The organism is Vibrio kasasachensis (assembly GCF_050337565.1).
GTDB classification, from domain to species: domain Bacteria; phylum Pseudomonadota; class Gammaproteobacteria; order Enterobacterales; family Vibrionaceae; genus Vibrio; species Vibrio kasasachensis.
Map to the genome: position 1 here is coordinate 34,504 of NZ_JAKJTB010000029.1, position 15,396 is coordinate 49,899.

9 protein-coding genes, 1 tRNA gene and 2 rRNA genes are annotated in these 15,396 nt (G+C 42.6%); 7 read left to right on the forward strand and 5 right to left on the reverse strand.

Annotated elements, in window-relative coordinates; all coding sequences use genetic code 11:
• Positions 1-6: 6 nt before the first annotated feature.
• From glnA to add, 6 genes are all read left to right on the forward strand, one after another.
• On the forward strand, positions 7-1,416 hold the full coding sequence (gene glnA / locus L4C38_RS19985; RefSeq protein ID WP_428799304.1) for a glutamate--ammonia ligase: 1,410 nt from the start codon (positions 7-9) through the stop codon (positions 1,414-1,416).
• Positions 1,417-1,525: 109 nt separating this feature from the next.
• Entirely contained in the window at positions 1,526-2,056 is a 531-nt protein-coding gene (locus L4C38_RS19990) for a DUF4124 domain-containing protein (RefSeq protein WP_428799305.1), read from the forward strand.
• Positions 2,057-2,173: 117 nt separating this feature from the next.
• Positions 2,174-3,223: a nitrogen regulation protein NR(II) gene (gene glnL / locus L4C38_RS19995; protein WP_428799306.1), complete on the forward strand. Its 1,050-nt coding sequence runs from the start codon at positions 2,174-2,176 to the stop codon at positions 3,221-3,223.
• A 35-nt stretch (positions 3,224-3,258) separates the two neighbouring features.
• Positions 3,259-4,662 carry a nitrogen regulation protein NR(I) gene (glnG, locus tag L4C38_RS20000; RefSeq protein WP_428799307.1) on the forward strand — a complete coding sequence of 468 codons (1,404 nt, stop codon included), beginning with the start codon at positions 3,259-3,261 and terminating at the stop codon, positions 4,660-4,662.
• Positions 4,663-4,859: 197 nt separating this feature from the next.
• Positions 4,860-7,397: a phosphodiesterase GepA gene (gepA, locus tag L4C38_RS20005; RefSeq protein ID WP_428799308.1), complete on the forward strand. Its 2,538-nt coding sequence runs from the start codon at positions 4,860-4,862 to the stop codon at positions 7,395-7,397.
• A 94-nt stretch (positions 7,398-7,491) separates the two neighbouring features.
• Complete coding sequence (gene add / locus L4C38_RS20010; RefSeq protein WP_428799309.1) at positions 7,492-8,493, forward strand: adenosine deaminase; 1,002 nt, start codon at positions 7,492-7,494, stop codon at positions 8,491-8,493.
• Between the two features lie 171 nt (positions 8,494-8,664).
• Here add and pdxY read toward each other — a convergent pair whose 3' ends face one another.
• Positions 8,665-9,552 carry a pyridoxal kinase PdxY gene (pdxY, locus tag L4C38_RS20015; protein ID WP_428799310.1) on the reverse strand — a complete coding sequence of 296 codons (888 nt, stop codon included), beginning with the start codon at positions 9,550-9,552 and terminating at the stop codon, positions 8,665-8,667.
• A 13-nt stretch (positions 9,553-9,565) separates the two neighbouring features.
• Complete coding sequence (locus L4C38_RS20020; protein ID WP_428799311.1) at positions 9,566-10,780, reverse strand: aromatic amino acid transport family protein; 1,215 nt, start codon at positions 10,778-10,780, stop codon at positions 9,566-9,568.
• A gap of 1,320 nt (positions 10,781-12,100) precedes the next feature.
• On the opposite strand from L4C38_RS20020, the gene L4C38_RS20025 reads away from it, so the two are divergent.
• The gene (locus L4C38_RS20025; RefSeq protein WP_428799312.1) at positions 12,101-14,089 is read left to right on the forward strand and encodes an LTA synthase family protein; all 1,989 of its coding nucleotides are present in this window, start codon (positions 12,101-12,103) and stop codon (positions 14,087-14,089) included.
• A gap of 694 nt (positions 14,090-14,783) precedes the next feature.
• On the opposite strand, the gene L4C38_RS20030 is transcribed toward L4C38_RS20025, so the two are convergent.
• The 3 genes from L4C38_RS20030 to L4C38_RS20040 all read right to left on the reverse strand — a co-directional run.
• Positions 14,784-14,874, reverse strand: a tRNA-Ser gene (locus L4C38_RS20030).
• Between the two features lie 102 nt (positions 14,875-14,976).
• A 5S ribosomal RNA gene (rrf, locus tag L4C38_RS20035) occupies positions 14,977-15,092 on the reverse strand.
• A 104-nt stretch (positions 15,093-15,196) separates the two neighbouring features.
• Positions 15,197-15,396, reverse strand: a 23S ribosomal RNA gene (locus L4C38_RS20040); the annotation flags it as partial.

Genomic DNA, 15,396 nt, shown 5'->3' on the forward strand with positions numbered 1-15,396 from the left:
TCCAAGATGTCAGTTGAAAATGTTCTATCGCTTATCCAAGAAAACGAAGTTAAGTTTGTTGACCTACGCTTTACAGATACTAAAGGCAAAGAGCAGCACATCTCGATTCCTTCTCACCAAGTCGATGCAGACTTCTTCGAAGAAGGAAAGATGTTCGATGGCTCTTCTGTAGCTGGTTGGAAAGGTATCAACGAATCAGACATGGTAATGATGCCTGACGCTACCTCTGCAGTGCTTGACCCGTTTACTGAAGACGCAACACTAAATATTCGTTGTGACATTCTAGAGCCTGCAACAATGCAAGGTTACGACCGTGACCCTCGCTCTATCGCACAACGTGCTGAAGATTACATGCGCGCTACAGGCCTAGCGGATACCGTTCTTGTTGGTCCTGAGCCTGAGTTCTTCCTATTTGACGATGTAAAATACTCAAATGATATGTCTGGTTCTTTCTTTAAGATCGATGACGTAGAAGCTGCATGGAATACGGGCTCTGATTTTGAAGGTGGTAACAAAGGTCACCGCCCTGGCGTTAAAGGTGGTTACTTCCCTGTTGCACCAGTTGACTCTTCACAAGACATCCGCAGCGCAATGTGTTTAATCATGGAAGAGATGGGGCTTGTTGTTGAAGCACACCACCATGAAGTAGCAACTGCTGGTCAAAATGAAATCGCAACTCGCTTTAATACTTTAACGACTAAAGCAGATGAGATCCAAATCTACAAATACGTGGTACACAACGTAGCACACGCATTTGGCAAAACGGCGACATTCATGCCTAAGCCACTTGTTGGTGATAACGGCAGCGGTATGCATGTTCACATGTCTTTAAATAAAGACGGACAGAACCTATTTGCCGGTGATAAGTACGGCGGTCTGTCTGAAATGGCGCTTTACTTCATCGGCGGTATCATCAAGCATGCTCGCGCAATCAACGCATTTGCAAACCCATCGACTAACTCATACAAGCGTCTAGTCCCTGGCTTTGAAGCTCCAGTAATGCTTGCTTACTCAGCTCGTAACCGCAGCGCTTCTATCCGTATTCCAGTGGTACCAAGCCCGAAAGCACGCCGTATTGAAGCTCGCTTCCCAGATCCAGCAGCGAACCCATACCTAGCGTTTGCTTGTTTGCTAATGGCTGGTCTTGACGGTATCAAAAACAAGGTTCATCCAGGCGAAGCAATGGATAAAGACTTGTATGACTTACCAGCTGAAGAAGCAGCTGAGATTCCAAAAGTAGCTGAATCTCTAGAAATCGCTTTGAAAGCACTAGACGAAGATCGTGAGTTCCTAACGGCTGGCGGTGTGTTCTCTGATGACTTTATCGATTCTTACATCAAACTGAAATATGAAGATGTTGAGAAAGTAAACATGGCAACTCACCCACTTGAGTTCGAACTTTACTACTCAGTTTAATCTGATTGCATATTTATCAGGCTCGCCTCACAGGTGAGCCTTTTTTATATGTGCTCAAAAAAGAATATTTCTATAGTGATTACGTTATCTATCTTCATTCGGAGGCGGCATGACGAAACCCATCCTATTGTGGGCACTACTGTATCTAATGATACCAACGCAAATCTTCGCTCAAGTCGCTTATACGTGGGTTGACACTAATGAAGTACGGCATTTTAGTGACACGCCTGACAGCCATAAGGCAAAACTAATAGAGCTGCCCGTGTTTCATCAACCACCATCCATCAGCAATAACACCGAACCCTCGCCCTCCGAACCAACTAAAGTAAAGCCAGACAAACTCGAGCCATTAGCACTGACTTTTCTCACTCCCGAGCACGATCAAGTCATACGAAGCAACCATGGTAATTTAACCATTGAAGTTCAGTTAAGTCGCCCTGCCACACCCGGAACAAAATTTCAGCTATGGTTCGATAACCAGCCGCATCTCCCCGTACAAACAAGTACGGCTTGGCAGCTAAAAAATATCGATCGGGGAACCCATCAAATTCAAATCAAAGTTATCCAAGACGGCAAGCAAATTGCATCGAGTTCCCTAATTACTGTCCATCTACAACGCACGACCATAAATAAGACTTAAATCACGGTTTAGCACCTCATTTTGAGTTTCTTCAATAGAGAAATCCACGGAGGTTGGTCATAATGCACCAACATGGTGCACGGGCATCACGAGAGTAATCATGGATGGAGACATAAGGTGAGCTTTGAGCTAAATACAACAATATTAAATCATCAAGTCACAGCGATTTTAATCATGAATGAGTCGCTGCAGATCCGCTATGCTAATCCATCCGCAGAGCAACTGTTTTCCCAAAGTGCAAAACGATTGGTTGACTCACCGCTTAGCCGACATATTCAACATGCTTCTCTCGATCTCGCGTTGCTCTCGCAACCACTACAAAGTGGACAGAGCATCACCGATAGTGATGTCACTTTCGTTGTCGATGGCAAACCATTAATGCTTGAGGTGACGGTAAGCCCGATCACTTGGCAAAAAGAACTGTTGCTGTTGGTAGAAATACGCAAAATTGATCAACAACGTCGACTTTCCCAAGAATTGAACCAGCACGCTCAACAACAAGCAGCAAAATTACTGGTGCGTGGCTTAGCTCACGAAATTAAAAACCCTCTCGGCGGGCTACGGGGCGCGGCACAGTTGTTGGAAAGAATGCTGCCAGATCAAAGCCTAACTGAATATACCCAGATCATCATTGAACAAGCAGATCGCCTGCGCTCGCTGGTCGATAGATTACTCGGTCCACAGAAGCCCGGCACAAAAAGCTGTGAGAATTTGCACGCCATTCTAGAGAAAGTTCGCCAGTTGGTAGAGCTTGATGTTGGCAATCAAATTGTGATGGAACGTGATTATGACCCAAGCTTGCCCGACATCATGATGGATGTTGAACAAATCGAGCAGGCGCTACTTAATATTGTCAGTAATGCTGGGCAGATTCTCACAAAGCAAGAGCAGGGGCAGATCACCATACGCACCAGAACCGTGCATCAAGCCAATATCCACGGACAACGCTACAAACTTGCCGCTCGAATTGAAGTAATTGATAACGGACCGGGTATTCCCACCGAACTGCAAGATACTCTCTTCTATCCTATGGTAAGCGGGCGTGAAGGTGGAACCGGACTTGGCTTATCCATTTCGCAAAATCTAATCGATCAACACAAAGGTAAGATAGACGTAGAAAGTTGGCCAGGGCATACCTGTTTCACTATCTACCTGCCAATAAAATAACCATATTTAGCACATGGCTGTGAGGAGTAGAACGTATGAGTAAAGGAAACGTCTGGGTAGTCGATGACGACAGCTCCATTCGCTGGGTAATGGAAAAGACTCTCTCTTCCGCTAACATTAAATGCGAGACGTTTGCCGATGGTGAAAGCGTCCTGCTTGCCCTTGAGCGTGAAACGCCCGATGTACTCATTTCTGACATCCGTATGCCTGGTATTAGTGGTATGGAACTGCTCAGCCAAGTTCATGAGCAATCACCCGACTTACCTGTCATCATCATGACCGCTCACTCCGATCTTGATGCTGCAGTAAATGCCTATCAACAAGGGGCTTTTGAATATCTACCTAAACCCTTTGATGTCGATGAAACTCTCACTCTGGTTGAACGTGCCATTGCCCACAACCAAGAGCAACGCCAGCAACAAGATAAAGCCGATAATCAAATTCAACCAACCCCAGAAATCATCGGTGAAGCGCCAGCAATGCAGGAGGTATTTCGCGCGATTGGTCGACTATCACGCTCCTCTATCTCAGTATTAATTAATGGTGAATCTGGAACCGGTAAAGAGTTAGTTGCCCATGCACTGCATCGCCATAGCCCACGGGCTAAAAGCCCATTTATCGCACTTAATATGGCGGCGATCCCCAAGGATTTGATTGAATCGGAACTGTTTGGTCATGAAAAAGGGGCATTCACTGGTGCAAACAGCGTTCGTCAGGGGCGATTTGAACAAGCCAACAGCGGGACGCTATTTTTAGATGAAATTGGCGATATGCCACTTGATATTCAAACTCGATTACTTCGTGTATTAGCCGATGGTCAGTTTTATCGTGTTGGAGGGCATTCACCAATTCGAGTTGATGTTCGTATTGTAGCGGCGACACATCAACATTTAGAAAAGTTAGTTAACCAAGGCGATTTTCGTGAAGACTTATTCCATCGTCTTAATGTGATTCGCATTCAGATCCCTGCGCTACGCGAGCGACGCCAAGATATTGAAAAACTCACCATGCATTTTCTGCAGTTGGCATCTGAAGAGTTAGCGGTTGATGTTAAAACTCTGCACCCAGCGACCGTTGAAACACTTTCAAAACTTGAGTGGCCAGGAAACGTTCGTCAACTAGAGAACATCTGCCGTTGGTTAACGGTTATGGCAAGTGGCAGTGAAGTCCTGCCAAATGACTTACCAACCGAGCTACTTGAAACTAAAACCGCTTCAGCCCAACATGGCGAAGGGAATTGGCAGCAACAATTGACTAAATGGGCTAAACAAGCACTCGCAAGTGGTGATACCGAGTTGTTGAATTACGCACAACCTGAGTTTGAGCGCATTCTTTTAGAAGCTGCATTAGATCATACCAATGGGCACAAGCAAGATGCCGCAAAAGTACTCGGCTGGGGGCGAAACACCCTAACTCGTAAGCTCAAGGAGCTCTACTAAGAGCAGAATTAACCGATTATTTCTCTTCAACGCAAATAGCTTGAGTCATGGTCATTTGCGTTATATCTCAAACCAAACTAATTGATTTGTCAAAATGATAGATTAGTCAATTTCTTGCCCGAGACGGATATAAACTGCTCGCCGTATCGACTAAAATGAATACAATTACAGTACGACATATTAAAAGTATTACATAAATGCAGCTCAACTCTCAAATCACCTTAAGAACCGCCGTTGTTCTGCCTTTTATCCTAATTTTTCTGTGTGCCTTTGGTGTAATTACTATGGTACAAGATGCAAATTATGAAGAGATGGCGAAAGAGATCAGCCGAAAACAACTTTCTGCATTGAGTAAAAATGTTGAGTTAGAACTCGACTCTTTTCTTTATGAGCCACTGCAAGCCAGTTTAGCGCTCAGCCACAGTATTGAATTGCACCGCTTGTACCAAACACATGACGTTTCAGCGATTCAATCGGCAATGCTGAGTAAGTTCCGTAATCTATATAATGATATAGCGCAACTGGATAACATCGGCTTTGGTGGTAAAGAGGGGGAGTATGTGGGTTTGCGTAAGGAAGCTGCGGATGATTACTCTTTAATGCTGCAAGATAATCTGAACCACCGAGGCTTAGTGATATATCAAAGCCATGAAGTCAGTAAAGATATTCGTTCAGTAATCAAAGACTACGACCCTCGTCTGCGACCTTGGTACAGGCCACTAGCGGGTACAAAAGAATCACGCTGGTCAGCCATTTATGCTAATGCTGATGAACGTCAAGAGGTGACACTATCGTCGATTGCACCTGTTCACTACAACAATGAATTACAAGGCGTAGTGGTGAGTGATATTAAACTCAGCACCTTCAATAATTTTCTTAGCCAACAACAAAAAAGCACAGGCGCTGTCGTCTACTTGTTTGATGATACTAGACGTCTCATTGCGCACTCTACTGGTGGTAGCATCATTTCTTGGGGTACAAAGCATAGCCTAAAAGGGCAACGCTTATTAGCCTCGGAGAGTTCAAATCCCGTCATTCAATCGAGTGTTCATTACTCAAACTCCCTCTCATTGACTGATGATAATCAATTGTTTAGCAACACCATCAATGGGGAGCGCTACTTTCACCTCATTGCACCTTACCGGGATAGCTATGGGTTAAATTGGTATATCAGTGTCTCTATTTCAGAACATGAGCTATTGGGGAAAATGCTGGAAAGTCAGCAAAACAGCTGGGCGATTGGGCTATTGATCAGTGTTATCGGTATTTTGCTCGGTCTGTTTGCTTTTAACCGCGTGGTCATGCCAATTACTTCTACAGCCAACTCTGCTAAACAACTCGCCCAAGGAAACTGGGATAGTGAACTACCGAAGCCAGGTAATATCTACGAGACCTCAATGCTTGTACATGCGTTTAACGACATGGCCAGCAACCTTAAAGCTTCCTTTGAGGAGATAAGCTTCCAACTACTCTATGATTCATTAACCAAACTCTATAGCAGAGAAGGTTTGACGAACACTTGCGATAAGCTGGAGCAATTAAACGGCTGCCTTATCTTGATTGGCATAAATAAGTTTCGTCACATCAACGACAGCATGGGGCACTTAAGTGGTGACCAACTACTAGTGATTATTGCTGAGCGTATCAAAGCGACTTTTGCTGATGATGCATACCTTGCTCGCATCGGTGGTGATGAGTTTGCTGTCTATTTACCTAAACCACAAAACAATGAGAGTATCTCGTTGGCAATTGGTCGAATTCAACAAATGTTTGCCTCGCCGTACAGCATGGGGCAAGAAAGTGTCATTATTCAAGCCTCTCTAGGCATAGTGCAAGAAATTGATTCTGCCAGTATGACCACTTGGCTACGCAATGGCAGTATTGCACTAAGTAATGCCAAGCAAGATCAAGCCTCTGTTAGCTACTACAAACCGGAGATGGCAGACATCTCGCGCAACAAGACTCGTATGCTAGCAAAAATTAAGATCGCAATTGAGGCACAAGAATTTGTTCCCTATTATCAACCGATCGTAGATATACAATCAGGCAAAGTGATTGGAGCAGAAGCACTGGCACGCTGGTTATCGCCAAGTGATGGCTTAATCTCACCACTAGAATTTATCTCAATTGCCGAGGAAAGCGGTTTTATTTCCGCTATAGGCAGACAGATACTGTCTAAAGCTTGTCATGATGCGGTAGAAGGTATGCAGCAAGGTAAATGGAACCATGACTTCCACTTACACGTTAACTTATCGGTTAACCAACTTGCTCAAACAGACTTAATCGTAGAATTGGAAACCATTCTTGCCGATTCCAAGCTACCCGCAAACAATCTAACACTGGAAATCACTGAATCACGCCTAGTGGATAATGACCCAGTGACGATTCGTAATATGCAGGCGATCCGAGATTTGGGTATTCAGATCGCTATCGACGATTTCGGTACCGGCTATAGCTCACTGGCTTATTTGCATAAACTGCCATTCGATTGCCTGAAAATCGATCGCACTTTTATCAATAAACTGGATATTAATAATCTGGAAAACTCGATTGTGGCGGCAGTCATCAACATGACCAAGGGGATGGAAGTCGACATCGTCGCAGAAGGGATCGAGACGACAGAACAAGCTGAATTACTCAAGCAACTTCTCTGCCCACAAGGACAAGGCTTCCTCTATAGCCGACCAGTTCCATTTGAAGAATGGCCAACAGATTTAGTAAACATGAAATCATAATGTGCAATATCTGGTGAAATAGCCGCTATATTGGGCTGACACTCACTAATTTGATTCTTATACTTAGCTCAAATCACAAATTGAGCTAAGTATAATGATAACTAAAAATTTGCCCCTCACCGATCTACACCGCCACCTAGATGGCAATATCAGAACTAAGACCATTTTAGAATTAGGCCAAAAATTTGCGGTTTCTTTACCCGCATACGATGTTGCTAGTCTGACTCCACATGTCCAAATTGTCGAAGCAGAACCATCTCTGGTAGCTTTTTTATCTAAATTAGATTGGGGGGTATCAGTTCTTGGTGATTTAGATGCATGTCGCCGCGTTGCCTATGAAAACGTAGAAGATGCATTAAACGCTCAAATTGACTATACAGAACTGCGTTTCTCACCTTACTACATGGCGATGAAGCACAATCTATCCTTGTCCGGTGTTGTAGAGGCTGTTGTTGATGGTGTTCAAGCGGGCGTACGTGATTTTGGTATTAAAGCAAACCTGATTGGTATTATGAGCCGCACGTTTGGTACGGACGCCTGTCAGCAAGAACTCAACGCAATCCTAACGCACAAAGATAATATTGTTGCTGTTGACCTCGCTGGTGATGAGCTCGGTCAGCCAGGCGAACTGTTCGTAAAACACTTTGCACAAGTAAAAGATGCAGGGCTTCATGTTACCGTTCATGCTGGTGAAGCGGCTGGAGCGGAAAGTATGTGGCAAGCAATTCGCGAACTAGGTGCAACGCGAATTGGTCACGGCGTGAAAGCAATTCACGACCCGAAACTGATGGATTATTTAGCAGCAAACAAGATTGGTATTGAATCTTGCCTTACCTCTAATTTCCAAACCAGCACTGTCGAAACGTTAGCAAATCACCCACTTAAACAGTTCCTTGAACACGGTGTAATGGCATGTATCAATACCGATGACCCAGCAGTAGAAGGTATTGAATTGCCATACGAATATGAAGTAGCAGCGCCACAAGCTGGCTTATCGGCACAACAGATCCGCCAAGCACAGATCAATGGCTTGGATCTGGCATTTATTTCTGACACCGAAAAACAGCAATTAAGAGTACAAGCAGCTAAACGCTAAACGCATTCAGCCAAATAAAATAGACAAAAGCCAATACCATGTATTGGCTTTTTGCTATCTGACCTCAACTCAACGTCTAAGCAACACACATAAAAAAACCGTTCATCAGCGGCAAGAAGCGGATGAACGGTTAGTTAATTAGACGCTTATCTTAAAGGCACTAATGCATTTTTAGATTGAGTAGTAAGTAAATGAGTTATCTTGAACGCACTTTCCTAACTCGAATTTCTCTACCGGTTCAACGATTTCATCTTGAGCGGCGATAGTTTGTAGCTCCCACTCGCCCAATTCATGAGTTTTCTTCACTACCGCGTATGCGGCTTCATTACAGTGTTTAAATGCTCGAGCAACCGACCACTCTTTCAGCAATCCAGCTGTAAACAAAGATGAAATTAAGTCACCAACTCCAACAAGAGCTTTATCGAAATCTAATTGAGGGCGCTGCACGATATAACACTGATCATCAAATGCTAGCATCATTGAGAACTTATCATCCGAAATCGAATACAAGTGTTTAACCAATACGATTTGCGGACCTAAAGTTAATGCCTTCTTACAAGCAGCCACAGCGTCATTCAGGCTATTAATTTCCATACCAGCAAACTGACTCAGTTCAAACTGATTTGGCACAATAACATCCGCCATAGGCATCAAAGTATCTAAGATATACTCTGAGATACCTTCATTAACAATGCAGCCTTTGTCTGGTGCACCCATCACGGGATCGCAAACATAAATAGATGCAGGGTTGTAGCTCTTCACCTTTTTAACCAGCTCAGCAACCATCTCACATTGCTCAACACTGCCCTGGTAACCAGTTACCACCGCATCACATTTTTTCAATGCACCAATGTTCTCTAAACCTAGAGTTAATTCTGCTATGTCTGAAGCCGGAAAAGCATGACCCGTCCAACCCTCAGCATATTGGGTGTGATTGGAAAACTGCACTGTATGTATAGGGAAAACTTCAAATCCCATACGTTGTAAAGGAAAAACGGCTGAGCTGTTCCCTGCATGACCGTACACTACATGGCTCTGAATCGAAATCACACCGCGCATTTATTTAAACCTCTTAACTTAATAGCTGTGAAAGAATAATCACCACACCGCAAGTTGCACAGAGCACCAGCATGACATTACCACCTGCCACTTTGTAGTAACTTGGATTTACGTTTATTTGTCGTGATTTAAACACCATCGCAACTGGTAGGAATATAGCTAGGATAACCAGCGCAATCGCTGCATAACCTAGAGCCATAATGAAACCTTCCGGATAGAACAAAGCAAAACATAGAGGTGGTAAGTAAGTAACAAACGCTACTAATACTTTATTACCGTTAAGTTTTTCTTTAGTTGTATCACGGATGAAGTCAAACAAACCTAAGCTAACACCCAAGAATGAAGTGATTAGTGCTAGGTCAGCAAATAGACCGATTATTAGTGAAAGCTGTGAGCTCTCCAATGTTGCTGATAGAGACACGATCAGCGCATTTAAATTTGGATTAGCGGTCAATTCAGATTGAGATACCACGCCAAGTGTTGTGAATAACCAAAGAATATAGATTACAAATGGTACGCAAGAACCAATATACATCGCTTTCTTAAGGTTTTTGGTATCACCACCTAAGTAAGAGACAATTGCAGGAATACTTCCATGGAAACCGAAAGAGGTAAAGACAACCGGTAGTGATGTTAAGATCAGACCATACTCGACCGGCATACTGGCGAGGTACGCACCGCTTACATTTGGCGCAAGAGACATAAGTACAACGACCATTGCACCTAACATTAGTGCAAATAAAACTCGGTTTACTTTATCAACCAAGTAAGTGCCAATGGCTACTACACACGCAACTAAGATTGCGAAGATAATCGCGCCTAGAGATGTTGGAATCTCAATTGAGGCAATAGTTCTAACACGTTCTGCAAGTTGAGTACCACCACCGGCTATATATGCAGCGGAAAGAGAATAGAACAAAAATAGCATTGCGAAACCGGCAACATATTTACCTTTTTCACCAAGAAATTGCCTTGCCAGTGTATGCAGTGTTGCGCTGCTGTCGGCATACTGATGAACTTCCAGCATTAGCATCGCGGTATACGTCATTAATGCCCACAAAGCAAACAGAATGAGACATGAAACTGTGTAACCTAATCCTGCAGAAACAATAGGCAGAGATAACATCCCAGCACCAATTGAGGTGCCAGCAATAATCAGCCCGCTTCCTATTATTTTAGACGCACCAACTTTCGTGCTGGTGCCGTAAGACATGCTCTTTTCATTCATAATTACTGTTCTTATTCACGTTATTCATTGAAATTGGAATGCTTGGATGGGTTTTGTAATCAAGATTAATACTACCCAATAGTGCTCAAGTTACTTAATCAGATGTCTACATCTTATTTCCTAACTTCTATCGTCTCCCAGCGCATTCATTGCGCTTAGTCGTAGCTACAGCTCCGACTATTTTAACCAAAGGACGATTCGGCAGGTTAAGCCATTAGTGTTGAGCCTATTTAATCCATCTAAATTTGGAAATATTTGATTTCATATTTCCTTTCAGCATTTTCAATTAAAATTTATTTATTAAACGAAAGAAACACCTTGTTAGGTTATCCGACGTTATATTTCGTAAAAAAAAACACACACAGATATTTTATTGATTATTTTGATATTCGACGCTTTTATATTTTAATAATCAGACCGAGCTACATTGAAAAAAATATATTTTTTTGATAGGAAAATCGCTAATAAGTGATATATATTGCACTGAAAGTACAAAAATGGTGTTTAAGTCACATTTTTATTGTGTAAAAAATAATGAACAGCCGTGAGCAATCGCGCTTACTTTTGATAAAATACCAATTGTAAAATACCATCCTTGCTATAGTGATTTTCTCAACTAACTGGTATTAAACAATATTTACATTAATCTATAAATCTAACACTAGCCAAGTTCGCTCAATACTAATCGTCCTCGATAACTCTAAATCAACCCAATCCTTTGTCAGCGCGAACATTACACTAACTTTTAGGGTAATCATGCCGCCAGATTAATTAACCATAACCACCAATTTTGTTCATTACTACTTCATTTTATCTGTAAAAAAATGACAATTAAGGTTCACATCGTAAATGCCCCCAATCAAGGGGAGAGCCTAATAATAAATACAAAGCACCATGCTAACAAATCAACTTATTAGTTGAATTGATGGCAATTTTTTATCTTCAGAACGTGTATTTATGACAAACATCCGACTTACAGTTCTAATTAGCACCTAATGGGGCACACCATCCAAAACGGAACTCTTCTGAGCATCTATAGCATGTTCTTTTTCTTTGAACGTATCGGACTAGGGAGGAGGATAAGCCACAGTCAGTAGAAGCGGGAGGTCTAGTCTAGTTATCCCGTCGAGTTTAGTCTTCTAATATATGATGTGATAAAGTATCAGCTTGCAGCTGTTAAACCAGTCTTGCGTCAATTGGGACCCATTCTGAGTTAAAACAGTGCTGCATTTATATGCAAACAAGTGCTAATAACTAACAAGGTGTCTGCAAATTCCACGTCAAACACCACGATACCAATAACTCGGTTTAATCTTCAGTATGTATCAAAATAACGCTCAAAAATTAATTCGAATCATTTGGATTCAAGTTGCTCTATTCGCTTTTTTACTCTCAGTTTTTCGCCAAATATTTACTTTTTCAGTCGGTGATATTTCTACGATATCGACTGTTTTACCTGACTACTTTCAATCGATCATCATAGGTCTTCGCTTTGACTTGCGAGTGGCTACTATGGCTTTTGCGCCATTGTTTCTTATTGGTCTTCTGCTCGCTGGCAGCAAATATTTCACATACGTGAAACGCAGCTTGCTGGGCTACAGCAGTGTCATTTATTTCTTAGCTGCCGCGGTATCCATCGGTAACTATTACTACTACAAGACTTACGGCAACTACTTTGACATTTTTGTATTTGGATTAGTCGAGGATGATACTTCTGCCGTATTGCTGACTATGTGGCAAGACTACCCAATACTGATCAGCTTTCTCATATCTATTCTCATTATGTTAGGCGCTACAAAAATAATTAAGTACCGCTGGAAAGCCATCGATTCGTTTTCTTGGCCTAAACGTAATTCATTCGTTACCGCCCTATTCGTACTTATCACTATCAGCGTCTATTTTGTATTGGCTCGAGGTTCAATCGGCACTTTTCCACTCAAGCAATACCATGCCAATGTCTCCAGTTACGAAATTTTAAATAAAGCGACACCAAATGCATTCTTGGCATTAGATTGGGCTCGCAGTAACCATAAAAAAAGCGCGACATTTAAGCCGGTATCAAAACTAGAATATGAACAGCAAATGCAGCAAGTTCTTGGACAAGTTAGCCCTATTTACCACACAAGCAAGAATGGCTACCTAGAAAAGAACCAACCTCATGTTGTATTCGCATTGATGGAAAGTATGGGAACTAACCTACTTACCGAAGACAACAATAACGGAACCGATTTGCTCGGCGCTCTTCGACCTCATTATGAGCACGATTTTAGCTTTGAGCGCTTCCTATCCGGAACAGATGGAACAATCAACAGCATAGTGATGATGCTTTTCCACAGTAATATCGGCTCAATAAGCCACGGTAGTGAACAAAAAACCGTTTTACCTGACACAGCGTTCTTACCTTATAAGAAAGCGGGCTATCAAATCGTCTACATTACTGGAGGCAGCCCTCTTTGGCGTAATCTAAAATACTACTTGCCGATTCAAGGTGTCGATAAGTTCTATTCGGAAGATGATATTTATCAAGCATTCCCGGAATCGATAGAACACGCCAACACTTGGGGGGCGACAGATGAATATACGTTTAAATTCGCAGAAGACATTCTTAAGAATAGTTCACAGCCAACGATGATTATGGTGCAAACACAAACCAATCATCCTCCGTATCAGATCCCAAGTAATTACACACCCAACAAGATTGAAGTTAGCGATCATGTAATGAACAAAGTATCGCTTAATGAAGATAAATCGAAAAAGATTTATGAGACTTATCAGTATGCGGCAAACTCGCTAGGTGAGTTTATAACCGATATTAAAAACACCGAACTGGGCGATAAAACGATCATAGCAGCCTCTGGGGATCATAGGCTCCGTGACTATTCGATCTCTCTTCCAGCAGATCTTGGTACCGCCCATTCTGTACCTTTTTACTTATACGTCCCTGAGCCCATACTTGAACACAGTTCTTATCAGTATCAAAAAAATAGAATTGGCTCTCATCGAGACATTTTCCCAACACTGTATGCTTACAGCCTCTCGGAGGCGGAATATATCTCATTAGGCGGTCGTAACTTACTCGCTGAAACAGATATACAAACACCTTACGCATACAACAACGGCATAACCTTGACCCAAACAGGGGCGACATACAATTCTAACGAAGAGGTTATCTATCCTTGGAAAGATGACGAGGGGTTGTCCGTTGAAACAAAGGGGACTCCGAACCCAACACCGCACTTAGACGAAGAATACATTAAGCTGCAAACCTTATTCATTAATGCTCAAATTAAAGGTTTCAACGCGGAATAGAACTACATGGTGTGAGGGGAACGTCGTTCCCCTCACACCATGAAACATCACAATCAAAGTCACTACGGCTTAAAAGCCAATTCCCCGTCGCTATATACCCTCCCCATTTGCTGAGCCAGCAGAAAACCAACCACAGAACATCGCCACTATCGCGTCAAATAATATACGTCCTGCAAAGCAAGACAAAGAAATGCAGTAACTCTTCTCATCCATCTATTAAATAGAGAAAACACACCGTGAATGTTTATATTCATCATTCGCTTTTAAGGGCTTACGATATGCCTTACGTTTTCTAAATTGTGGGGAAAGGCAACACGCCAACGAAGTCAATAAGAATGGATAGAACGCCTTGTAGCTTTGGTTAGGCAGCCCAAGTCATTAATGACAGATATCCATCTAAAAGCCTTTATCTGCTCGTGATACCACCACAAAAAAATAGCTTATCTAACCGCTTGAGGTTCAATAATGTGGCATCCCTTTAACTCGCATTTTTCATGGTAACGACTCTGCGTGCGATAAGAACTACGACGATAAATAGGTTTTCTACTTAAGGATAAAACAAGGTGAGAGCTAACTTAAGGGTTGTCCATGTTCAAGCACTAAACATGGTATTAATATTCTCAGGTATACAAGGAGGAGCTTTAAGTTTCAGATACGAAAAAGCCCTGCTATTGCTAGCAGGGCTTTTCGAATGTGGCGGAGAGATAGGGATTTGAACCCTAGGTGGGCTATAAACCCACGCCGGTTTTCAAGACCGGTGCTTTAAACCACTCAGCCATCTCTCCACGTTCTGTCATCATCAGATTAGTACACTGACGATGTTATTACTTGCTATGCAAATAACGATACCTCTTGTCTTCATTTTTTAATATGAAAACGAAATTAAAGCCTGGCGATGTCCTACTCTCACATGGGGAGACCCCACACTACCATCGGCGCTATTGCGTTTCACTTCTGAGTTCGGCATGGAGTCAGGTGGGTCCGCAACGCTATGGTCGCCAAGCAAATTCTTTAATTCGGAAAGCTGGTTTCTCTAAAATAGAGAGTAAAGTTCTAATACACATTCAATGTTCTTGCATTGAGTCCACAAAACCCCTTGGGTGTTGTATGGTTAAGCCTCACGGGCAATTAGTACAGGTTAGCTCAATGCCTCGCAGCACTTACACACCCTGCCTATCAACGTTCTAGTCTCGAACAACCCTTTAGGGCACTTAAAGTGCCAGGGAGAACTCATCTCAAGGCTCGCTTCCCGCTTAGATGCTTTCAGCGGTTATCGATTCCGAACTTAGCTACCGGGCAATGCCATT